Origin of the sequence: Kribbella sp. NPDC051587, assembly GCF_044453945.1 — a bacterium.
In the GTDB taxonomy this organism is placed as follows: Bacteria; Actinomycetota; Actinomycetes; order Propionibacteriales; family Kribbellaceae; genus Kribbella.
In genome coordinates, this window is record NZ_JBITDE010000002.1 from 345,214 (window position 1) to 366,171 (window position 20,958).

Genomic DNA, 20,958 nt, shown 5'->3' on the forward strand with positions numbered 1-20,958 from the left:
CAATGTGTTAGCAACCAAAGTCGAGCGGCCAGGGACGGAGGTACGACGTAAGGGTGCGGTGCTCGGCGAACACTCGGGTGCATGAGCGAATCGCGGATGGATCGGGCGCAGTTCCTGCGACGGGCGGCGGCCCTCGGATTGCTGGCCGGGGTCGGTGGGACTGCGGCGGCCGGGGCCCTGCCACCTCTCGCCGCTGCCGCCGAGGGGAGTGAGACGCAGGCCGGTTCCAGGGGTGCCGGTGAGGCTGGCGGGAGGCGGCGGCATCCGCGGCTGGCGTTCAAGGGGGTCGCCTATGACGTGGGGACGGGGTTTCTTGGGGATGACAGTCGGGCGCGGTGGAACCACGAACTGATGCGGGGGGAGATTCGGGCGGTTCGGCATCGGCTGCATGCGAACTGGGTGAGCATCTACGGGAGCAACGTGGAGCGGTTGGTGGAGACGGCGGAGGTGGCGCTCCGCCAGGGGTTAGCGGTTTCGGTTCAGCCGCGGGCGTTCGATGAGCCGCAGGCGGATGCGCTGGAGAAGTTGCGGCAGGTGGCCGTGGCGGTGGAGGGGTTGCGGCGGCGGTACGACAAGGAGGTGATCCTGGCGGTGGGGTGTGAGTTCATGTTGTTCACGCCGGGGATCGTGCCGGGGGCGGACTTCTTCGAGCGGGTGGAGTACCTGACCAAGGGTGAGTTCGACATGAAGGAGCTCCAGCGGAAGTTCCGCACGTTCACCGCGCAGATGGTGAAGGTTGCCCGGCGCAACTTCCAGGGCCGGATCACGTACGGTGCCGCGCACGATCTGGAGAACGTGGACTGGAGTCTGTTCGACATCGTCGGGTTGGACTACTACAGCTACCACGAGGATCCGGCCGGTCACACCAAGGAGCTTGCGCCGTTCAAGAAGTGGGGTAAGCCGATCATGATCCTGGAGTTCGGCTGCTGCACGTTCACGGGAGCGCCGGAGCTGGGCGGGATGGGCTGGGACATCGTCGACTTCAGCGGCGACGTACCGGTGATCCCACCGCAGTACACCAGGGATGAGCAGGCGCAGGCCGACCATCTGGCGAACATGCTCGAGGTGTTCACCGACGAGGGCTTCCTCGGCGCCTCGATGTACACGTTCATCTCATCGGATGCCCCGCACCGGCCGAACGATCGCCCGCATGATGAGGACATCGCGGCGTTCAGCCTGTGCAAGGTACGGCGGAAGGACTCCGACGACCCAGCATCGCCGTACCGCTGGGAACCGAAGAAGTCCTTCCATTCAGTAGCGAGGTACTACGCGACCCACTAGGCCACGTTGAAGGTGTCCGGGTGCGGCCCGGTGCGCTCGTCGCGGTCGAGCGGGGTGATCGTGGCGAGGTCCTCGGCCGTCAGTTCGAAGTCGAAGACGTTGAGGTTCTCCTTGATCCGCGCCGGGGTGACGGACTTCGGGATCACGATGTTGCCGAGCTGCAGGTGCCAGCGCAGGACGACCTGAGCGGGAGTGCGGTCATGCTTGGCGGCAAGCGCCGTGATGACCGGGTCGGTCAGGAGCGAACCACCCTTGGCCAGCGGGCTCCACGCCTCGGTACGGATCCCGAAGTCGGCGCCGTACGCGCGGACCTCGTTCTGCTGCAGGAACGGGTGCAGTTCGACCTGGTTGACCGCCGGCGTGATGCCGGCGACCTCGGCCAGTCGGTCCAGGTGGTCCGGCTGGAAGTTGGAGACGCCGATCGCGCGGACCCGGCCGTCGGCCAGGATCTTCTCCAGCGCCCGCCACGTGTCGACGTACAGGTCCCGCTCGGGGGTCGGCCAGTGGATCAGGTACAGGTCGAGGTACTCGAGGCCGAGCAGTTCGAGGCTGCGGTCGAACGCCTTGAGTGTGTTGTCGAAACCCTGATCGGCGTTCCACAGCTTCGTGGTGACGAACAAGTCCGAGCGGTCGATGCCAGAGGCAACCAGTGCCTTTCCGACGCCGGCCTCGTTCTGGTACGCCGTCGCCGTGTCGATGCTGCGGTAGCCGGCCTCCAGGGCGGCCGTCACAGCCTGGGTGGTCTCGTCATCCGGGACCTGGAACACGCCGTACCCGAGCTGGGGCATCTCGACGCCGTTGTTGAGCTTCACGGTGGGAATCATTGGGTGGATCAATCCTTCAGACAGCGGTGAGGACAGGTGAGGTTTCAGTACGGCGGCGGTGGTCCAGTGCCCCCGAGGTGAGGGCAGCAAGCAGACCGGCGATCGCCAGCGCGGCACCGACCCAGTTGGGAGCGGTGTAGCCGAGTCCGTGCGAGATGGTCAGGCCGCCGAGGTACGCGCCGATGGCGTTACCGAGGTTGAAGGCGGCGATGTTGGCCGCGGACGCCAGCGCCGGCGCGCCGACTGCCTTGTCCATGACGCGCTTCTGCAGCGGCGCCACGGTCGCGAACCCGGCTGCGCCGAAGATCGCGATGGTGATGGCAGCCGGCACCTTCGCGTGCGCCGTGAAGACGAACACGACCAGTACGGCGGCCAGTAGTGCGAGGATCACGTACAGACTCGGCATGAGTGAGCGATCTGCCGCCTTGCCGCCGAGCAGGTTGCCGACGACGAGGCCGCCACCGAACAGCACGAGCAGCCAGGTGACCGCGCCGGACGAGAAGCCCGCGACCTCGGTCATCATCGGCGCGATGTAGGTGAACGACGCGAACACTCCGGCGAACCCGAGCGCGGTCATCGCCAGCGCCAGCCACACCTGCACGTTCTTGAACACGGCGAGCTCGACCCGCAGGCCGGGACCCTCGGCGGTGTCCTGCTTGGGGACGAGGAAGACGATCCCGAGCAGGCCGATCACGCCGAGCGCGGTCACCGCCCAGAACGTCGACCGCCAGCCGAACTGCTGACCGAGCGCCGTACCGCCGGGAACGCCGAGCACGTTGGCCACGGTCAGCCCGGTGAACATCAGCGCGATCGCACTCGCCTGCTTGGCCTTCGGCACCAGCGAGGCCGCGACCACCGAGCCGACGCCGAAGAAGGCGCCGTGGGCCAGCGCGGCCACGATCCGGCCGGTCATCAGGACGCCGTACGACGGCGCGAGCGCGGAGAGCAGGTTGCCCGCGATGAACACCCCCATCAGCGCGATCAGCACGGTCTTGCGCGACACCTTGGAGCCGATCGCGGTCAGCAGCGGGGCGCCGACGACGACACCGAGCGCATAGCCGGAGATGAGTAGTCCGGCGGACGGGATGCTGACGCCGAAGTCGGTGGCGACCTCGGGCAGCAGGCCCATGATCACGAACTCGGTGGTGCCGATCCCGAAAGCACCGATTGCCAGAGCGAGCAGCGCCGCAGGCATAGTTTCTGGTCTCCCTCGAATGTAGTCTTACGACTGTTACCAGCGTGCGCGATAGTTGCACACGCGGGCTATTGCACAAGCGCTATGATTGCGCATGCAAACATAAAGTTCAAGTGGAGGGGTCAATGGGACTACCGGACGACGCTGCCGAGGCGCGGGCGCAGGGCTGGCGAACCCTGGCCGCTCTGCACGCCCGGATCGAGGACGAGCTGGAGCGCGCGCTGCAGAAGCAGCACGGCCTCTCTGTCAGCGAGTACGGCGTACTGGACGTGCTGGCCCGTCAGGACGAGCACCACCTGCGGATGAACCAGCTGTCGAACGCGGTCGTGCTCAGCCAGTCCGCGACCACACGCCTGGTGAGCCGTCTCGAGGACCGCAAGCTCCTCGAGCGCTACCTCTGCCCGACCGACCGCCGCGGGATCTACACCGAGGTCACCGCGACGGGTCGCGAGCTGCTCGACCAGGCCCAGCCGACCCACGACGCCGTACTGACTGCTGCTTTGCAGAAGGCGGCTGAGCTGCCGGAGCTGGCGCCGCTGGTCAGCGCGCTGGACAAGCTGCCGCTGACGGTCTGACTGTCACAGCCGAGGACGCTGTCCTGTCCCTGGCTGCATGACGGACAACGAGTTCCCCGCGCCCGAGCGCGGGTTGGTGGTCACCCAGTTCCTGACCGTGCGCGATGTCGCGGTGTCGGCCGAGTTCTATGCCGAGGTGTGCGGCGGCACGATCGTCCGCGCGAAGGATCCGGCGACCGTGCGGGTCGCGAACACCTGGATCATCATGAATCCCGGCGGCGGCCCGACGCCGGACAAGCCCGACGTCACCTTGACCGCGCCCGAGCCGGCCGACCCGGTGTCGGCGTTTCTGAACGTGCGGGTCGCCGACATCGCCGCGTTCTACGAGCACGCGCGGTCGAAGGGAGCTCGCTTCCTGACCGAACCGCTGGATCGTGGTGCCGAGATCCGGTGCTATCTGGTCGATCCGGACGGCTATCTCATCGAGATCGGACAGACGACCGGTCTGCAGTGATCGACTGAGCGAGCAGGTCGATGAACGCCGCGGCCAGTGGGTCAGGGGTGCCGCGCGTGTACGCCGTCAGCGCGCGGGTGATCGGTGGGTTCGGGCGGAGGACATGGCCGTCGTACGACGTCGGCAGGATGTTGGCGGGGACGAGCGCCGGGCCGAGTCCGGCGGCAGCGAGGGCTGGAGCTGCTGCCGTCTGTTCGGTGCGGACGGCAACCAATGGCTCGAAACCTGCTTGTGCGCAAGCGATATCGAGTACGTCGGACAGTCCGTGGCCGGCGGTGTAGTGAACCCAGGAGCGGTGGGCGAGGTCGGTCAGGTTGACGGTGTCGCCGACCGCGGCTGGATCGTCGCTCGCGAGGACGACGACGAAATCTTCGGTGCCGAGCGGGTGGACAGTGCCCTGCCAGTCGGTCGGCTCGGGACCGATCGCCAGGTCGGCCTGACCGGCGTACATGGCCTCGACGAGCTCGTCGGTGTGGCGGTGCTCGAAGAGGCGGATGCCAACCTCGGGATAGGACTGGCGCCAGCGGCGGAGCGCGGCGGGGAGGATCCCCAGGGTGATCGAGTAGAGCGTGCCGATCTGCAGCTCGCCGACTTCGAGGCCGGCCGCTTGGCGTGCGGCGCACTGCGCGCGGTAGGCGTCGGCCAGCGCGGCGCGGGCGTGCGGAAGCATCGCGCGGCCGGTCGCGGTGAGCCGGATGCTGCGCGGCAGCCGCTCGAGGAGCCGGCCGCCGGCCGAACGCTCGAGAGCGCGGATCTGGTGGGACAGGGCCGGCTGGGTGACGTGGAGCTGCTCGGCCGCCTTCGTGAACGAGCCGGTATCCACCACGGCGACCAGGTACTCGAGCTGGCGCAGCGTGGTCATAAGCACATCTTATGGGATCGGTGATCACTATGACTTGGACTTATCCACACGGTACCCACAGGCTGTGGATATGCGGAATGTGGCGTTGGTGGTCGGTGCGCGGGGTGTCATCGGGTCGAATCTGGTCGAGCACCTGGCCTCGCTGGAGGACTGGCGAGTGGTCGGGTTGTCGCGGCGCGGAGGCGTCGACGTACCGGGGAAGGTTCGGCAGCTGGCGGTGGATCTGCTGGATGCGGAGGACACTCGGGTGAGGCTGGCCGGGCTTGCCGACGTGACGCACGTCTTCTACGTGGCGTATCAGGATCGGCCGACCTGGGCCGAGCTGGTACCGCCGAACCTGGCGATGCTGGTCAACGTCGTGGACGCGATCGAGTCCGTGGCGCGTGGTTTGCGGCACGTGAGTTTGATGCAGGGCTACAAGGTGTACGGCGCTCATCTGGGGCCGTTCAAGACGCCTGCGCGGGAGGATGATCCTCCGCATCTGCCGCCGGAGTTCAACGTCGATCAGCAGCAGTTTCTTGAGGCTCGGCAGGTCGGGAAGGCATGGGACTGGTCGGCGTTGCGTCCCTCCGTCGTCGGCGGTGTTGCCTTGGGCAACCCGATGAACCTCGCGGTCGCGATCGCTGTGTACGCGTCGTTGTCGAAGGAGCTCGGGGTGCCGCTGCGGTTCCCGGGAAAGCCCGGGGCGTACGACGCGCTGCTCGAGGTGACCGACTCCGGGCTGTTGGCGAAGGCGGCGGTGTGGGCGGCCAGCGCGCCGGCGGCGGCGAACCAGGCGTTCAACATCGCGAACGGGGATCTGTTCCGATGGAGTGAGCTCTGGCCCAAGATCGCGCGCTGGTTCGAGATGGAGGTTGCGCCGCCGTTGCAGATGTCGCTGCAGGACGTGATGGCGGACAAGGCGCCGGCGTGGAAGCAGTTGCAGGTGACACATGGGCTGGCGGAAACGTCGTACGAGGAAGTGTCGTCGTGGCCGTTCGCGGACTTCGTGTTCGGGTGGGACTACGACTTCTTCGCCGACGGCTCGAAAGCGCGGCGGGCGGGCTTCCACGAGTACGTCGCCACCGACGAGATGTTCTTCGAGATCTTCGCCGAGCTCAGGCGGCAGCGGGTGATCCCTTAAGCTCCGGGCATGGCGGCGATGGGTGCGGGGCGGGTGCTGGGGCTGAACCTGCGCGCGCGACGGGACGAGCAGGGGATCTCGCTGTCCGAACTGGCCCGGCGGTCGGGGATCGCGAAGGGGACGCTGTCCCAGCTGGAGTCCGGCAGTGGGAACCCGACCATCGAGACCGTGTTCAGTTTGTCGAACGCTCTCGGGGTGCCGGTGTCGGCGCTGCTGAGCGATGCGCCGACGGCTGATCTGGTCCTCGTGCGGTCGGCGGAGATCGACGTACTGTCCGGGGACGCGATCGATCTGCGGATGGTACGGCGGCTGGAACCGGCCGGTGGGCTGTTCGAGATCTACACGCAGGACGTGCGGCCGGATGCTGTGCAGCACTCCGACGGGCACCCCGGGATCGAGCATCACATCGTGCTGAGCGGGCGGCTGCGGGTGACCTCGCGGGGCCGGACCGAGGAGCTCGGGCCGGGGGACTACCTGGCCTTCCGGGCCGGCGGGCCGCACGGCTACGAGGCGGTGGACGGGCCGGTGCGGTCGGTGCTGCTGCTGGAGTACCCGCCGGACGCCGCGCCGGCCGGCCCGGGACCGCATCTCAGCTGACCGTTGACCTCCCGAGGGGCGGCGACGTACGCTCGGGATCGTTCAGTTTAATGAACGGTCCTTCGGAGGTGATCATGCCGGATGTGGTGGTTGTGGGCGCTGGCATGGTCGGCGCCGCCTGTGCTGAGGCGCTGTCGGCGGCTGGGGTTCGGGTGCTGGTGATCGACCGGGACGGGCCCGCGGCCGGTACGACGGCGGCCGGCGAAGGGAATGTGCTGGTCTCGGACAAGGAGCCGGGGCCGGAGCTCGACCTGGCGCTGGCGTCCCGGCTCGAGTGGGAGCGCGTACTGGCGCGGCTGCCTCAGCGGGTTACCGATGTCGAGTGGGAATCCAAAGGCGGTGTGGTGGTTGCTACCGGCGACCCTGCGCCATTGAAGGCGTTTGCTGCGAAGCAGGTGGCTGCTGGGGTCTCAGCCCGTCTGGTGTCTGCGGCTGAGGCCCTGGAGTTGGAGCCTTTGTTGACTCCTCGGGTGACGGTCGCGGTGCATTATCCGGACGACGCACAGGTGCAACCGGTGCTGGCGGCAACGGCTTTGCTTGCTGCGGTTCGGGAGCGTGGGGGTGAGGTTCGGTCCGGAGTGACGGCGCTTGGTGTGCGACGGTCGGCGGCCGGGCGGGTGGTCGGAGTTGAGACGAGTGACGGCGTGATCGCGTGCGACGTCGTACTGAATGCTTGTGGGCCTTGGGCCGGGGCGTTCAGTTCATCGGCCGGCGCGCCGATTCGGGTCCTGCCGCGGCGCGGGATGGTGCTGGTGACGGCGCCCCTGCCGGAATCTGTTCGCCACAAGGTTTATGACGCGGACTATGTGGGTGCTGTCGGGAGTGGTGACGCTGAGCTGCAGACCTCGACGGTGGTCGAGTCGACGCGGGCTGGGACGGTGCTGATCGGGTCCAGCCGGGAGCGAGTCGGGTTCGACGAGTCGCTGCGGGTTCGGGTACTGCGTGAGCTGGCTCGGAAGGCTGTTGGGCTGTTTCCGTTCTTGGCTGAGGTTGCGGTGATGCGTGCGTACGGCGGGTTTCGGCCTTATGCGCCGGATCATCTGCCGGTGATCGGCCCGGATCCGCGGGTGCCGGGGTTGTGGCATGCGACCGGGCATGAGGGGGCTGGGATCGGGTTGGCTGCTTCCACTGGGCGGTTGGTGTGTGAGCTGTTGTTGGGGTTGACGCCACATGTTGCGGCGGAGCCGTTCCGGGTGGATCGGGCGGCGGTGATCGACGGATGACCGCGTTCTTCGACCGGGATTCGGTCGGTACGGCGGACGTCGTACCGGTGACTGTGGACGGGGCGCCGGTGGAGGCGGTGGCTGGGCAGACGGTTGCCGGTCTGTTGTTGGGGCGCGGGCAGGACACTTGGCGGACGACGCGGGGTGGTGGTCGGCCGCGCGGGGTGTTCTGTGGGATCGGGGCTTGCTTCGACTGCCTGGTTGTTGTGAACGGGACTCCGGATGTGCGGGCATGTCAGCGGACGGTTGCTGCGGGGGACTCGATCGAGTCGCAGAATGGCGCTGTTTTGCCTTGTGGAGCTGGGGAATCGGCTTCTGGGGAGGCAGTTGCGGCTGAGGTTGTGGTGGTGGGAGCGGGACCTGGTGGGATGGCGGCGGCGTTGGCTGCGGCTGATGGTGGGGCGTCGGTGGTGCTGCTGGATGCTGGGCGTGCGTTGGGTGGTCAGTTCCATCGGTCGGCTGCGGCGGAGTTCGGCGTACGGCGTCAGGCTTTTGTGGGTGATCGGGTGCTGTCGCATGAGCTGATCACCTATCTGCCGGAGTCGTCGGTGTGGGCGGTCGAGGGGACGCGGCTGTGGGTGCAGCGTGGTGCTGCGGACGCTCGTGGGCGGTCGGTGTTTGCGGTTGATGGTCAGGCCGTGGTGCTGGCGACGGGGGCCTACGATCGGGTTTTGCCCTTTCCTGGTTGGGATTTACCGGGGGTGTACACGGCTGGGGCGGCGCAGGCGCTGGCGAAGGGTCAGCGGGTTGCTGTTGGTCGGCGGGTCGTGGTTGCCGGGACGGGGCCGTTCCTACTGCCGGTGGCTTCGTCGCTGGTGGGGGTTGGTGCTGAGGTCGTCGGGTTGTTCGAGGCCAATCGGTTGTCGACTGTTGCTCGTGGGTGGTCGGCGGATCCATTGGTTGCTGTTGGCAAGCTTGGTGAACTCGCGGGGTATGCGCGGACGCTGGCTCAGCACCGCATTCGGTTGCATCACGGATGGACGGTTGTTGAGGCCCACGGGGATTCCCATGTTGAGGCTGTGACTGTTGCGCGTCTGGACGTCGACTGGAAGCCCGTGCCTGGCACGGAACGGCGGATCGAGTGCGACGCGGTGTGTGTGGGTTTTGGGTTCACGCCCCAGTTGGAGCTAGCGGTCGCCGCCGGGTGCGGGCTGACCGACGACGGGCTGGCGGTCGTTGCGGACGCCGACCAGCAGACCGCCACCCCCGGAGTGTTCGCCGCAGGTGAGATCACGGGGATCGGTGGTGCGGACCTGTCCGCCGCCGAAGGCCGGATCGCCGGCGAGGCTGCAGCGCGACACGCTGGCGCGGCGCGACGGGAGAGCCCGGAGGGACCGCCGGACGAGGGGGAGCGGGTGCCGGGGGTGGCGCGAGGGACCCGGCGAACTGCTTCGGCTGCGACGACAGTCGGGTGGTCGGGTCGGACTGCGACGGGATGGCGATGGTTGGTGCGGCGGGTGTTTGGTGGTTCGGGGGTTGGGCGGTTGCGGCGGTTTGCGGTGGCGTTGGGGCGGGCTTATCCGGTGCGGGAGGGGTGGAAGGCGTGGAGTGGTGCGTCGACCCTGGTGTGCCGGTGCGAGGAGGTTCAGCGCGGGGAGGTTGAGGGGGTTGTTGCTGAGGGCGGCGTTGCGGGGCGGGCGCTGCGGCTGAACAGCAGGGTGGGGCTTGGGTTGTGTCAGGGACGGGTTTGTTCGCGGAATGTGGCCGAGTTGCTCGGCGACACGACATCGATGAAACGGCCGATCGCCGTACCGGTGCGGTTGGGCGATCTGGCTGAGGCTGAGGAGGCGTTGTGACGGAGAAGCTGGACGGCGTGATTGTGGCGACGGCGTTGCCCTACAAGGAGGATGCGGAGGCGCCGGCGGGGTTGCGGCCGGACCTCGATCGGTATGCGGAGCACTGCCGGTGGTTGGTGGACAACGGGTGTCGTGGGGTCGGGCCGAACGGGTCGCTCGGCGAGTACTCGTCGCTGACCGACGACGAGCGGCGGGCGGTGGCACGGACGGCGATTGATGCTGTGGGCAACGATGGCGTGGTGGTTGTCGGCGTGCACGGGGTCGGGGCTCACCAGGCTCGGGCGTGGGCGGAGAAGGCGGCGGAGGACGGGGCGGACGGCGTACTGTGCCTGCCGCCGACGATGTACCGGGCGAACCGTGGTGAGGTGATTCATCACTTCACCGAGGTGGCCAAGGCCGGGTTGCCGGTGATGGTCTACAACAACCCGATCGACACCAAGGTCGACCTCACGCCGGACCTGCTCGCGGAGATTGCGCAGATCGAGAATGTGGTCGCGGTCAAGGAGTTCTCGGGCGATGTCCGCCGGATCCTGGAGATTCGCGAGCTGGCGCCGGAGTTGGCGGTGATCGCCGGGGCGGACGACCTTACGCTCGAGGCGTTGCTGATGGGGGCGACCGGGTGGTTCGCCGGGTTCCCGAACGTGTTCCCGGCCGAGTCGGTGCGGTTGTACGACCTCGCCGTACAGGGCAAGCTGGAGGAGGCCCGGGCGCTGTACGAGCCGCTGGTCGCGGCGTTCCGGTGGGACTCGCGGGTGGAGTTCGTGCAGGCGATCAAGTACGGCATGGACTACGTCGGCCGGTACGGCGGCCCCTGCCGCCCGCCTCGTGGGCCGCTCGTGCCCGAACACGTCGCACAACTGGAGCAGGACATGAAGAAAGCCGTCCTGTATTTAACTGGTTCGGCGCTGGCATGAGGTCGATCCGGACGATCAGCGCGATCGACTCCCACACCGAAGGCATGCCCACGCGGGTCGTCACCGGTGGCGTCGGCGTCGTGCCCGGTACGACGATGGCCGAGCGGCGCGAGTACTTCATGAAGCACCTCGACGGGCTGCGCCTCTTCCTGATGAACGAGCCGCGCGGTCATGCGGCGATGAGCGGCGCGATCCTGCAACCGCCGACCCGGCCGGACGCGGACTGGGGCGTGCTCTACATCGAGGTCTCGGGCTGTCTGCCGATGTGCGGTCACGGCACGATCGGCGTCGCGACTGTGCTGGTCGAGTCCGGCATGGTCGAGGTGCAGGAGCCGGTGACCGTTGTTCGGCTGGATACACCGGCCGGTCTGGTGGTGGTTGACGTTGCCGTGAGCAACGGTCGTGCGGAACACGTGACGCTGCGGAACGTACCGTCGTACAGTCATGCTCTGGATGCCGTGGTCGAGGTGCCGGGGTTGGGTGCGGTCACCTACGACTTGGCGTATGGCGGGAACTTCTACGCGATCCTGCCGCTGGATCAGCTCGGGATCCCGTTCGATCGCACGTACAAGGATCAGATCCTGAACGCCGGGCTGGCGGTGATGGACGCCATCAACGCGACAGACCGGCCGGTGCATCCGCTCGACCCGGGGATCAACGGTTGTCAGCACGTGCAGTTCACCGCGCCGGGTCTCGACGGTGCGCACTCACGCAACGCGATGGCGATTCACCCCGGCTGGTTCGACCGGTCGCCCTGCGGGACCGGTACGTCGGCGCGCATGGCGCAGCTGCACGCCCGGGGCGAGTTGCCGCTCGGCGTGGACTTCGTCAACGAGTCCTTCATCGGTACCCGCTTCACCGGCCGCCTCATCGAGGAAACGGTCGTCGGCGACCACGCCGCCGTCGTACCGACAGTCACCGGCCGAGCCTGGATCACCGGCACCGCCAACTACCTCCTCGACCCCGACGACCCCTTCCCCACCGGCTTCGTCCTGTAGCTCGGAGGGGCCTCAATTAGTTGAGGTGGTTCTGCCAGTCGGTGGGGACGTTGCCGGCGGGGCCGGGGACTGGCTGGTCGGCGGGGCGGGACTGGGGGTCGGCGAGGGTCGGGCCGTCGTAGTACTGGGACTCGCCGTAGTGCCAGAACCAGTCCTCGCCGGGCTCGAAGCTACGGACGATCGGGTGGCCTGTCTCGGCGAAGTGGGCCGAGGCGTGTTGGGCCGGCGACGAGTCGCAGCAGCCGATGTGACCGCACTCGGCGCACCGCCGCAGGTGGAACCACCAGCCGTCGTTGCTCAAACACTCCGCACACCCGGTCCCGCTCGGCGGCACGGTGCTGTCGATCCCAGAACTCTCCGTCATACCGCACATCCTTACCTGCCCGGGCCGCCCGGACAAGCAACGCCGATCACTCGGGCCAGGCGGAGGTTTGGATGATGTCGACGAAGTCGGTGCGGTGGTAGGTGGGGTCGAAGTGGGCGAGGACGTCGGCTTTGACGTTGCCGAAGGTGGTGGCGGGGCGGTCGATGAGGCCTTCGGTGAAGGCGGCGAGGATCTGGGGCTTGAAGTTGGGGCGGGGATGGGCGGCGACGACCGCGGCGCGTTGGGTGTCGGGGAGGAGGTCGTAGCCGAGGCCGAGGACGTCGTATTCGACGCCGCGGGTGACGAGGGCGATCTCGGCGGCCATGTGGAGGGGGATCTCGGGGGTGGTGTGCAGGGCGATGGCGGTCCAGACGCGGTCGGAGTCGAGGGTCGGGACGCCGTGGGAGTCGAGGAAGCGGCGGGCCTGGTCGGCGCCGTCGATCTCGAAGCGCTGGTCGGTACGGCGGTAGCGCTCGGTCAGACCGAGGTCGTGGAAGAGGGCGCCGACGTAGAGGAGTTCGGGGTCGAAGGTGAGTCCGTCGGCGAGACCGCGGAGGGCGCCGAACAGGAAGACGCGGCGCGAGTGGTGGTAGACGAGCGGTGTCGCGGCGTCCCGGACCAGCTCGGTGGCTTCGCGGGCCAGGGTGCTGTCGGGGATCTTGATGCCGGCGATCTCTTCGGTCATCGGGCTGCCTTTCCGGAGGTTGGGTCTCCAGCCTCGCGGCGCGGGCTATCCTGGGGCCATGTCCAAAAGGCCGGGAGAACCACAGATTCGGACATGCCGGGTCGCCTTCGTCGTGTACGACGACGTGACGCTGCTCGATGTGAGCGGTCCGCTCGAGGTGTTCCACCAAGCCAACCGAACGGCGAGCCGGTATGAGCCGATCCTGGTCTCACCCACAGGCGGCAGCGTGCGGACCTCAGCCGGTCTGACCCTCGCCGGCACCGTCACAGCGGATCAAGCCGGCCGGGTCGATACGGTCGTGATCGCGGGTGCCGATCACCTCGCCGAGCGCGTGCCGGACGACGTACGGGAGACTGCCGCCGTACTGGCTGAGCGGGCAGAACGGGTCGCGTCCGTGTGCACGGGGGCCTTCGTGCTTGCGGAGCTGGGCGTGCTCGATGGTCGGCGCGCGACCACGCATTGGCGGCATGCGGACACGCTCGCCCGCAAATACCCGAAGGTCCACGTCGAGTCCGACGCTCTGCACATCACCGACGGCCGGTATGTCACCTCTGCCGGCATCAGCGCCGGCATCGACCTGACCCTCGCCCTGGTCGAGGCCGATCACGGTGCGGCCGTCGCGCGGGAGGTCGCGCGCGAGCTCGTCGTGTTCATGCAACGCCCGGGCGGGCAGTCCCAGTTCTCGACCGCGATCGCGACCCCACCAGCCAAGAGTGACCCTCTCCGCATAGCGACCGCAGCCGTGGTTGCCGATCCGGCAGCAGACCACAGCCTGCCGAGCCTTGCCAAGCAGGTCGCGGTCAGCCCGCGGCACCTGACGCGGCTGTTCCAGACCGAACTGCAGACCACGCCGGGCCGCTGGATCGAGCGAGTTCGCCTCGACCGGGCGCAACAGTTGATCCTGGACGGACACAGCATCACCTCAGCCGCACGGCACAGTGGTCTGGGCAGCGACGAGACGCTGCGGCGAGCGTTCGCCCGTCACCTGAGCACCACGCCGACGGAGTACAAGCGGCGCTTCCAGACGGTTTGATCGAGTAGGTATACACATCAGGTCGAATGGTCTAAACGGATTTCTGGACCACTTCGCCCACGCACGTAATCGTTGACGGCATCAGGCGGCCGCCCCGCCGCCGTTCCGAGAGGACGTGTCATGCCGTCAGTCCGCCGTCTCGTCATCGCCGCGCTGGTGGCTGCCGTGGCGTTCGCTCCGAACGCACAAGCCGGTACGCCGCCGCCCATGCAGCGGCAGTCCGTCCAGGCTGCGCCTGGGATCGACTACTGGACCGAACCGTCGAGCACCAGCGTGTTCCAGGACTCCTTGCCCAGCAAGGAATCCGGCCGCGCGATCGCTCTCGACGCGGCGGCCAACGAGGAGGAGAGCGCGCAGATCGTGCTGCGCTCGTCGTCCTACGTCAACGTCGACGGCGTGTCGTTCTCGGCCCTCACCGGCAACGGCGCATCGATTGCCGCGAGCAACTTGTCGTACAACTTCGTGGCCTACAAGTACCTGAACGCCAACACGAAGTTCGGCAACCAGCCGATGTATCCGCCGGTCCGCAAGGCCCCGGGTGACTTCCCGGATCCGTTGTCCAACGCGAGGACGGCGAGTGTCGGCCCCCGGACGGCGTTGTCGATCTGGGTGACCGCCGCCGTACCGAAGGGAACCGCCGCCGGGGCCTACACCGGTACGGCGACCGTGACCACCCAAGCCGGTCCCATCGACGTACCGGTCTCGGTCGACGTCCGGGCGGTGACCTTGCCGGATCCGAAGGACCAGACGTTCGAAACGACGCTGTGGAACGTGTTCTTCGGTGAGATCTCGTGGGCGCCGGACGGCCAGACGATGGAGCAGACGTACAAGTACCCGCGGTACAGCCCGCAGTACTGGGACCTGATGGACAAGGTCGCCACCCAGATGAAGCGGCACCGGACGAACACGCTCACCCTGCCGCTGGTGAACATGCTGGTGGACGGCAATACCACCGTCACCGACAACAGCAACGCGGCCGGTGTCTACACCTTCGACTGGAGCCGGATCGACGAGGTCATCCAGTTCATGCTGGATCGTGGCGTGGTGAAGCGGCTGGAGGGCTTCTGGGTCTCGGCGGACACCTACAACTGGGGCCGGCCGCAGGACGGCATCCGCGAGGTCGAGATCATCGACGGCACCGGTGGCAAGGGCGCGCGGAACTACGTGAACTGGAACTCGGCGAAGGCGAACAACTTCATCGACCAGTTCATCCCGCAACTGAAGCAGCACCTGGACGCGAAGGGCTGGACCGAGAGCCTGAAGTACTGGATGCACGTCGGTGACGAGCCGATCGGCGACCAGGAGGAGGCGGCGTACCGCGGGATCGCGCAGCGGATGCGGTCGCACTGGCCGGACGTCCGGATCGGTGACGCCGCGTTCCACGAGCCGACCGCGGCGAACCTGTCGTCGACGATGTCGGTGATGGTCCCGAACCTGCTCAACTACGACCAGAACCGGGCGACGTACGACAACTTGCGGGCCCAGGGCAAGGATCTGTACTTCTACAACTGCAACATCCCGGTCGGCAACTACCTCAACCGCTTCATCGACCAGCCGCAGTTCAACCAGCGGCTGACGCCCTGGTACGCGTACTCGCGCGGTGCCAACGGCTACCTGCACTATTCGATGAACGGCTGGCTGGCCGACCTCGACGCGACCGAGTCGAAGGGTGACCACGAGATCGTCTGGCCGGACGTCGCCAACAACACGATCCAGTCGACGATCCGGTACGAATCGCTCCGCGACGGGATCGAGGACTACGAAGTACTGAACCTTGTCGGGAAGCGGAATCCCAAGCTGGCAAGGGATCTGGCGGCCGCGTTGACCCAGACGGCCGACAAGTACAGCCCGGACACCGGCTACCAGGCCAGGATCCGGCGGATCGCGCTGGACGCCGCGGCCGGCAAGCCGATCAGCCCGCACCTCGCGAGGAACACGACGGCGACCGCGTCGAGCGCGGCCGCCGGTCACGAAGCTGCGAAGGCGGTTGACGGTGACAGCGCGACCAGTTGGCAGCCGAGCGGTACGGGTGCGCAGTGGTTGCAGGTCGACTTCGGTCGGCAGGTCCAGCTCGACGGACTCCAACTCAACTGGTCGGGTACCGCAGCCGCTAGCTACAACGTGAAGGTCTCGTACGACGGCGCTCGGTGGAGTACGGCGTACAGCGGTGGTGGTGGAGCCTTCGCCGGGATCAACGGGAAGGCGCGGTATGTCCGGGTCGAGTTCAGTAGCGGGGTGTCCGGGCTGAACAGCCTGGAGGTTGCCGGTAGCCCGCTGGCGAAGCAGAACCTGCTCGGCGGTCGCAGCTACTCGGTCAGTCCGACGCCGAACAACAAGCCAGACAGTGGATTCGAGTCCACCGACGGTGTCCTTGCCGACGCGCATGACGACGGCCGGACCTACGGATTCGGAGCGGGGCAGGGGACCGTGACGATCCAGTTCGACCTGGGTACGGCGCGGATCGTCGACGAGGTCCGGATGCACGCGTACGAGGAGTACCCGGCGTACCGGCCGGACCAGGTGACGATCGCGACGAGTACCGACAACGTGACCTGGAAGCAGAAGGGATACCTGCCCGGTACGCCGAACGACCAGTCGAAGATCTGGTACCAGTTCGACTTCCCGCCGACCACCGCACGCTATGTCCGGGTGACGCTGAACAAGACGTTCACGGCCGACGCGTCGGTGATGCTGGTCGACGAGATCGAGGCGTACGGCGCCACCGGCCCGGCCAACCTCGCCGCAGGCGCGTCGTACACGAAGGACAACGCGCCGCACGCGAACTACCCCGACACCGGCAACAAGGAGTCGACGGACGGCGTCATCGCCGGGCACCACAATGACACCTTCAGCTACGGCTACAACTTCGGAGTCGGTACGACGGGTTGGCGCAAGGTGACCGTGGACCTGGGCTCGGTGCAGCAGCTCGGGCGGATCGAGGTGCACGACAACTTCGACGGGGTGACCAAGTACTCGCCGGACAAGGTGCGGATCTCGGCCGGTGAGACCCTGGACCGGGTGACCGAGATCGCCGCCACGAGCGTCTCGTCGGCGCAGTGGTTCCGGTTCCCTGTGCAGACGAAGGCGCGGTACGTGCAGGTCGAGTACGAGAAGTACTCACAGGGCAACGCGGCCGACTGGATCTTCGTGGACGAGATCGCGGCCTACGCGAACTGACGGGATCCCGGCAGCGGCGTCACGACATTAACCCAGTGAGACCCCCAGCGGGGGGACGATCTGGAGGTGGTGGCGTGACGATCGCGCTGACTGGGAGACCCGAGGGGTTGCCGACAACGATGAGTGACGGCGAGCTCTGGCGACGGTCGGTCGAAGGGGAGACGGAAGCATTCGGTGTCCTCTTCGACCGGCACGCCCGGGCGGTCTACAACTTTCTGTTCCGGCGGACAGCCTCGTGGAGTGATGCCGAGGACCTGACGTCGCTGGTGTTCCTGCACGCCTGGCGGCGCCGGGAGGACGTGGTTCTGGTCCACGACTCGGCGCTGCCGTGGCTGCTGCGGACGGCCGACTACGTGCTGCGCAACGAGTGGCGCAAACAGCATTTCCGGCGGCTCAACCTGCTGCGGCAGGGCCCGGCCGCCGACGTACCGGATCATGCCGAGCACGTCGCGGCCCGGATCGACGACGAGCGGGAGGCCAAGCGGCTGCGCGCGTTGCTCCGCAAGCTGCCGCGGCACGAGCGGGAGATCGTCGAGCTCTGCTTCTGGTCGGGGCTCGACGCCCAGTCGGCGGCCGTCGCCCTCGACATCCCGCTCGGCACCGTGAAGTCCCGGATGTCGCGCGCCCGCAAACGTCTTCGCGACCTGAGCGTCGCCGTCAGCACCGTGGAGGACCCGTCATGAGAGACCTGCTCAACCGCCGTCAAGACCAGCCGCTCCCGCCCGGCGTGCACGACAAGCTCCGCACCGAGCTGCTTGACGCCCTGGACACCGAACAGCCCCGTACGCCGCGCCGCGTGCTGGTCCCGGTCGCCGCGGCTGCCGCGGTTCTCGCAGTCGCCGCCGGCCTGGCCGTCGCCGTACCGGCCCTGAAGAAGGACGACTCCGGTACGCCGGTCGCCGGGCAGGCGTCGGTCCGGGACCTGTCCACCCAGGAGACCAAGAAGCTGCAGGCGGAGTGTCTGTCCGAGGCCAACCGGATCACGGCGAACGGCATCAAGCGCCCGTTCCGGGATTTCAAGGTGGTCCGGGCCGTCGAGTTCCCGGGCGTGAAGGACCCGAAGCTCGTCAACACGTGGCTGATCGGCAAGGGGACCGAGACGGTCGGAAAGCCGATCGGGGCGATTGCGGCGGAGAAGATCGACTACTACTGGCTCTGCAGCCGGACCGCCGGCGGAGTGATCAGCGAATCGAGTCTGCGGACCACCCAGCAGCAGATTCTCGGCGGTGACCCGATCCGGACGATCGCGCGCAACGCCGGCCTCTTCGCGGGCCCCGTCGATCGAGTGACCGTTCAGGTGCCGGGCCGGCCCGCAGTGGACGCCTTCCTCGTGGACGGGTTCTGGATGGCTCCCACCGAGGGACGGACCGGCTGGGGCCCGTACGACGCAGACGATCCGCTCCGGTTCGCCTATGTCGTGCGCGGGTACGCGGGTGGGCGCCAGGTCTACGACAGCTCCAAACCGGCCAAGCCTTGCTACGTGGTGTATCCCGAGCGGCCGGGCTACAAGCAGCTCTTCCCCAGCAACCAGCCGCGCTGTACAGACAGCTACCCCTGGCCGTCCTGATCAGCTGAAGAAGCGGATGCCTTGGCCGGGGCGGAGTTGGGCGCAGCCGGCCAGGGAGGCTGTGCTGACGTAGGCGATCACGGGGTAGCCGCCGGTGACGGGGTGATCGGCGAGGAAGACGACGGGGAGGCCGGACGGCGGGATCTGGATCGCGCCGAGGGCCATGCCCTCGCTGGAGAGCTCCCCGTCGCGGGCGCGCTCCAGCGGGGTGCCGTCGAGGCGGACGCCGACGCGGTTGCTGTTGCTGCTGACCTCGTAGGTCTGGCCGAGGAACGAAGACCAGCCGGCGTCGGTGAACCAGTCGCGCCGTGGGCCCGGGGTGATGCGGACGGAGACGGTGCCGGCCGCGGGGTCCGCGACCGCGGCCAGGTCGACGCCCGGCATCGGTCCACACGCGCGGCCGACCGGCAACGTCGTACCGGCTTGGAGGGGTGCCGGGCCGAGGCCGGAGAGCAGGTCGGTCGAGCGAGAACCGAGAACCGCCGGTACGTCGATGCCGCCGCGAACCGCGAGGTACGTGCGCAAACCGCTGCGGGGTGGGCCGAAGCGCAGGACCTCGCCGGCGCGCACCACAGTCGGTGCGTTCAGCGGTACGCCGGTACACGGGGCGCCGGTGATCGCGATCGTGAGGTCGGCGTCGGCGTGCAGGACCAGGCCGCCGAAGGTGATCTCGAGGGCGGCCGCGCCGGGATGGTTTCCAACCAACCGGTTGGACAGCGCGTACGACGTGGGGTCACACGCGCCCGAGGTAGGAACACCCAGCGCGCCCTGACCGATCCGGCCCCCGTCCTGAATCGTTGCCAACGGCCCCGTTTCCAGCACCGTGATCATGAACCACCCACGGAGACGAAGCGGACCCGGCGACCGGGATGGAACAAGGCGGCGGGATCACGTTGCTGGTCGAAGATCTTCAGCTCGGTCCGCCCGATCAGCTGCCAGCCCCCGGGCGACTCTCGCGGGTAGACCCCGCTGAACTCACCGGCCAGGCCGACCGCGCCGACCGGGACCTTGGTGCGGGGCGACGAACGACGCGGGATGTTCCAGTCCGACGTACCGGTCAGGTAGCCGAAGCCGGGAGCGAACCCGCAGAACGCCACGGTCCACTCCTCGCCGGTATGGCGTTCGATGACCTCGGCGGGGCTGCAGTCGAGCAACTCGGCGACATCGCGCAGGTCCTCGCCGTCGTACCGGACCGGGACCTCCAGCAGATCGCCCGCGCTCCGAGCCGTGGTCAAGGGCTGCACGCCCAGCAGATGGCGGTGCAGGGCGTCGAGGCCGCCAAGAGTCGTCACGAGCACGGTGCGAGCCGCCGGGACGATGTCGACCGCATCGACCGGCCGATCGGCGAGCAGCGCGGTGTAGTAGCCGAGCACCTCGTCGAGGTCGTCGAGCTCGACCAGCAACGCGGAGTCGCCCGCGGGCAGGATCCGCATCAGCGGCCGAACGGGCTCAGCGTGACGCCGGCATCCTCCAGCGCGGTGCGCACCCGGCGAGCGATGTCGACCGCGCCCGGGGTGTCACCGTGCACGCAGATCGAGGCCGCCTCCACGGTCAGCTCGTCACCCGCGCTGTCAGTGATCGGGCGGCCGGTGGCCATCGCCGTACAGCGGGCAGCGATCTCGTCGGCGTCATGCAGCACCGAGCCGGCCTCGCGGCGGGAAACCAGCGTGCCTTCCGGTGTATAGGCGCGATCGGCGAAGGCTTCGTGGATCACCGTGAGGCCTGCCTCGGCGGCAAGTCGCAGCCAGGCTGAGCCGGGGAGGCCGAGCACCGGGAGGGTGCGGTCGTAGTCCGCGACAGCGCCGACCACGGCCGCGGCCTGCGCCTCGTGGTGGCCGATCGTGTTGTAGAGCGCGCCGTGCGGCTTCACGTAGCGGACGCGGTCCCCGGCGATCCGGGCGAACGCGTCCAGGGCGCCGAGTTGGTAGACGATCTCGTCGCGCAGTGCGTCCGGTTCGATGTCGACGAAGCGGCGGCCGAACCCGGCCTTGTCGGCATACCCGACGTGGGCGCCGATGGCGACGCCGCGCTCGACCGCCTGGCCGGTCACCCGGCGCATGATCGACGGGTCGCCGGCGTGGAAGCCGCAGGCGATGTTGGCGCTCGTGACGACGTCGAGCAGCGCGCTGTCGTCACCCATCGGCCAGGAGCCGAAGCCCTCGCCCAGGTCTGCGTTGAGGTCCATCCTTGTCCTCCTCGGCCGGTAGAACGAGATTAGAGATTGTTCAACAATCCTGCAAGAGGATGGTTCTACTTTCCCTGATCACCTGTGGTGAGCGATGATGCGGCC

At 67.9% G+C, this 20,958-nt stretch carries 21 protein-coding genes; 13 read left to right on the plus strand and 8 right to left on the minus strand.

All coding sequences use genetic code 11. The features are described 5' to 3' along the window. Window positions 1-81: 81 nt before the first annotated feature. Entirely contained in the window at window positions 82-1,281 is a 1,200-nt protein-coding gene (locus tag ACIA49_RS07920) for a hypothetical protein (RefSeq protein WP_396376357.1), read from the plus strand. On the opposite strand, the gene ACIA49_RS07925 is transcribed toward ACIA49_RS07920, so the two are convergent. Both ACIA49_RS07925 and ACIA49_RS07930 read right to left on the minus strand, forming a co-directional pair. After that, on the minus strand, window positions 1,278-2,105 hold the full coding sequence (locus ACIA49_RS07925; protein WP_396376358.1) for an aldo/keto reductase: 828 nt from the start codon (window positions 2,103-2,105) through the stop codon (window positions 1,278-1,280). The genes ACIA49_RS07920 and ACIA49_RS07925 overlap by 4 nt on opposite strands. A gap of 16 nt (window positions 2,106-2,121) precedes the next feature. Next, window positions 2,122-3,300: an MFS transporter gene (locus tag ACIA49_RS07930; RefSeq protein ID WP_396376359.1), complete on the minus strand. Its 1,179-nt coding sequence runs from the start codon at window positions 3,298-3,300 to the stop codon at window positions 2,122-2,124. A 125-nt stretch (window positions 3,301-3,425) separates the two neighbouring features. Here ACIA49_RS07930 and ACIA49_RS07935 point away from each other — a divergent pair, with 125 nt between their 5' ends. Beyond that, on the plus strand, window positions 3,426-3,875 hold the full coding sequence (locus tag ACIA49_RS07935; protein WP_396376360.1) for a MarR family winged helix-turn-helix transcriptional regulator: 450 nt from the start codon (window positions 3,426-3,428) through the stop codon (window positions 3,873-3,875). A 37-nt stretch (window positions 3,876-3,912) separates the two neighbouring features. Further along, a complete protein-coding gene (locus ACIA49_RS07940) occupies window positions 3,913-4,329 on the plus strand; it encodes a VOC family protein (protein ID WP_396376361.1) in 417 nt (138 codons plus the stop codon). Here ACIA49_RS07940 and ACIA49_RS07945 read toward each other — a convergent pair. Then, window positions 4,295-5,191: a LysR family transcriptional regulator gene (locus tag ACIA49_RS07945; RefSeq protein WP_396376362.1), complete on the minus strand. Its 897-nt coding sequence runs from the start codon at window positions 5,189-5,191 to the stop codon at window positions 4,295-4,297. The two genes, ACIA49_RS07940 and ACIA49_RS07945, sit on opposite strands and share 35 nt — an antisense overlap. Before the next feature lie 70 nt (window positions 5,192-5,261). Between ACIA49_RS07945 and ACIA49_RS07950 the strand changes: the two genes are divergently transcribed. Genes ACIA49_RS07950 through ACIA49_RS07975 form a run of 6 tightly spaced genes read left to right on the plus strand, consistent with a single transcriptional unit; the run spans window position 5,262 to window position 11,842 of the window. After that, window positions 5,262-6,314: an SDR family oxidoreductase gene (locus ACIA49_RS07950; RefSeq protein ID WP_396376363.1), complete on the plus strand. Its 1,053-nt coding sequence runs from the start codon at window positions 5,262-5,264 to the stop codon at window positions 6,312-6,314. A gap of 9 nt (window positions 6,315-6,323) precedes the next feature. Continuing rightward, window positions 6,324-6,911, plus strand: coding sequence for a helix-turn-helix domain-containing protein (locus ACIA49_RS07955; protein WP_396376364.1), 588 nt, complete (start codon window positions 6,324-6,326; stop codon window positions 6,909-6,911). A gap of 50 nt (window positions 6,912-6,961) precedes the next feature. Further along, window positions 6,962-8,134: an NAD(P)/FAD-dependent oxidoreductase gene (locus ACIA49_RS07960; protein ID WP_396376365.1), complete on the plus strand. Its 1,173-nt coding sequence runs from the start codon at window positions 6,962-6,964 to the stop codon at window positions 8,132-8,134. Continuing rightward, entirely contained in the window at window positions 8,131-9,930 is a 1,800-nt protein-coding gene (locus ACIA49_RS07965) for an FAD-dependent oxidoreductase (RefSeq protein ID WP_396376366.1), read from the plus strand. Before ACIA49_RS07960 ends, ACIA49_RS07965 begins: the two co-directional genes overlap by 4 nt. Further along, window positions 9,927-10,844: a dihydrodipicolinate synthase family protein gene (locus tag ACIA49_RS07970; RefSeq protein ID WP_396376367.1), complete on the plus strand. Its 918-nt coding sequence runs from the start codon at window positions 9,927-9,929 to the stop codon at window positions 10,842-10,844. The genes ACIA49_RS07965 and ACIA49_RS07970 overlap by 4 nt, the downstream gene beginning before the upstream one ends. Beyond that, complete coding sequence (locus ACIA49_RS07975; RefSeq protein WP_396376368.1) at window positions 10,841-11,842, plus strand: proline racemase family protein; 1,002 nt, start codon at window positions 10,841-10,843, stop codon at window positions 11,840-11,842. The genes ACIA49_RS07970 and ACIA49_RS07975 overlap by 4 nt, the downstream gene beginning before the upstream one ends. Window positions 11,843-11,858: 16 nt before the next feature. On the opposite strand, the gene ACIA49_RS07980 is transcribed toward ACIA49_RS07975, so the two are convergent. Further along, window positions 11,859-12,206 carry a UBP-type zinc finger domain-containing protein gene (locus tag ACIA49_RS07980; RefSeq protein ID WP_396376369.1) on the minus strand — a complete coding sequence of 116 codons (348 nt, stop codon included), beginning with the start codon at window positions 12,204-12,206 and terminating at the stop codon, window positions 11,859-11,861. 46 nt (window positions 12,207-12,252) lie between these two features. Continuing rightward, window positions 12,253-12,891 (minus strand): HD domain-containing protein, encoded by a 639-nt coding sequence (locus ACIA49_RS07985; RefSeq protein WP_396376370.1) that lies wholly within the window; start codon window positions 12,889-12,891, stop codon window positions 12,253-12,255. A gap of 58 nt (window positions 12,892-12,949) precedes the next feature. On the opposite strand from ACIA49_RS07985, the gene ACIA49_RS07990 reads away from it, so the two are divergent. The 4 genes from ACIA49_RS07990 (at window position 12,950) to ACIA49_RS08005 (ending at window position 18,668) form a co-directional block, all read left to right on the plus strand. Continuing rightward, complete coding sequence (locus tag ACIA49_RS07990) at window positions 12,950-13,924, plus strand: GlxA family transcriptional regulator (RefSeq protein WP_396376371.1); 975 nt, start codon at window positions 12,950-12,952, stop codon at window positions 13,922-13,924. A 120-nt stretch (window positions 13,925-14,044) separates the two neighbouring features. Next, on the plus strand, window positions 14,045-17,101 hold the full coding sequence (locus ACIA49_RS07995) for a glycoside hydrolase domain-containing protein (protein WP_396376372.1): 3,057 nt from the start codon (window positions 14,045-14,047) through the stop codon (window positions 17,099-17,101). A 74-nt stretch (window positions 17,102-17,175) separates the two neighbouring features. After that, the gene (locus ACIA49_RS08000) at window positions 17,176-17,784 is read left to right on the plus strand and encodes an RNA polymerase sigma factor (protein ID WP_396376373.1); all 609 of its coding nucleotides are present in this window, start codon (window positions 17,176-17,178) and stop codon (window positions 17,782-17,784) included. Then, the gene (locus tag ACIA49_RS08005; RefSeq protein ID WP_396376374.1) at window positions 17,781-18,668 is read left to right on the plus strand and encodes a hypothetical protein; all 888 of its coding nucleotides are present in this window, start codon (window positions 17,781-17,783) and stop codon (window positions 18,666-18,668) included. The genes ACIA49_RS08000 and ACIA49_RS08005 overlap by 4 nt, the downstream gene beginning before the upstream one ends. On the opposite strand, the gene ACIA49_RS08010 is transcribed toward ACIA49_RS08005, so the two are convergent. From ACIA49_RS08010 to ACIA49_RS08020, 3 genes are read right to left on the minus strand one after another with little or no spacing between them, the layout of a single operon-like run. Further along, a complete protein-coding gene (locus ACIA49_RS08010; RefSeq protein ID WP_396376375.1) occupies window positions 18,669-19,499 on the minus strand; it encodes a biotin-dependent carboxyltransferase family protein in 831 nt (276 codons plus the stop codon). Beyond that, window positions 19,496-20,101 carry an allophanate hydrolase subunit 1 gene (locus ACIA49_RS08015; protein WP_396376376.1) on the minus strand — a complete coding sequence of 202 codons (606 nt, stop codon included), beginning with the start codon at window positions 20,099-20,101 and terminating at the stop codon, window positions 19,496-19,498. The genes ACIA49_RS08010 and ACIA49_RS08015 overlap by 4 nt, the downstream gene beginning before the upstream one ends. Beyond that, entirely contained in the window at window positions 20,101-20,853 is a 753-nt protein-coding gene (locus ACIA49_RS08020; protein WP_396376377.1) for a LamB/YcsF family protein, read from the minus strand. The genes ACIA49_RS08015 and ACIA49_RS08020 overlap by 1 nt, the downstream gene beginning before the upstream one ends. Between the last annotated feature and the right edge of the window lie 105 nt (window positions 20,854-20,958).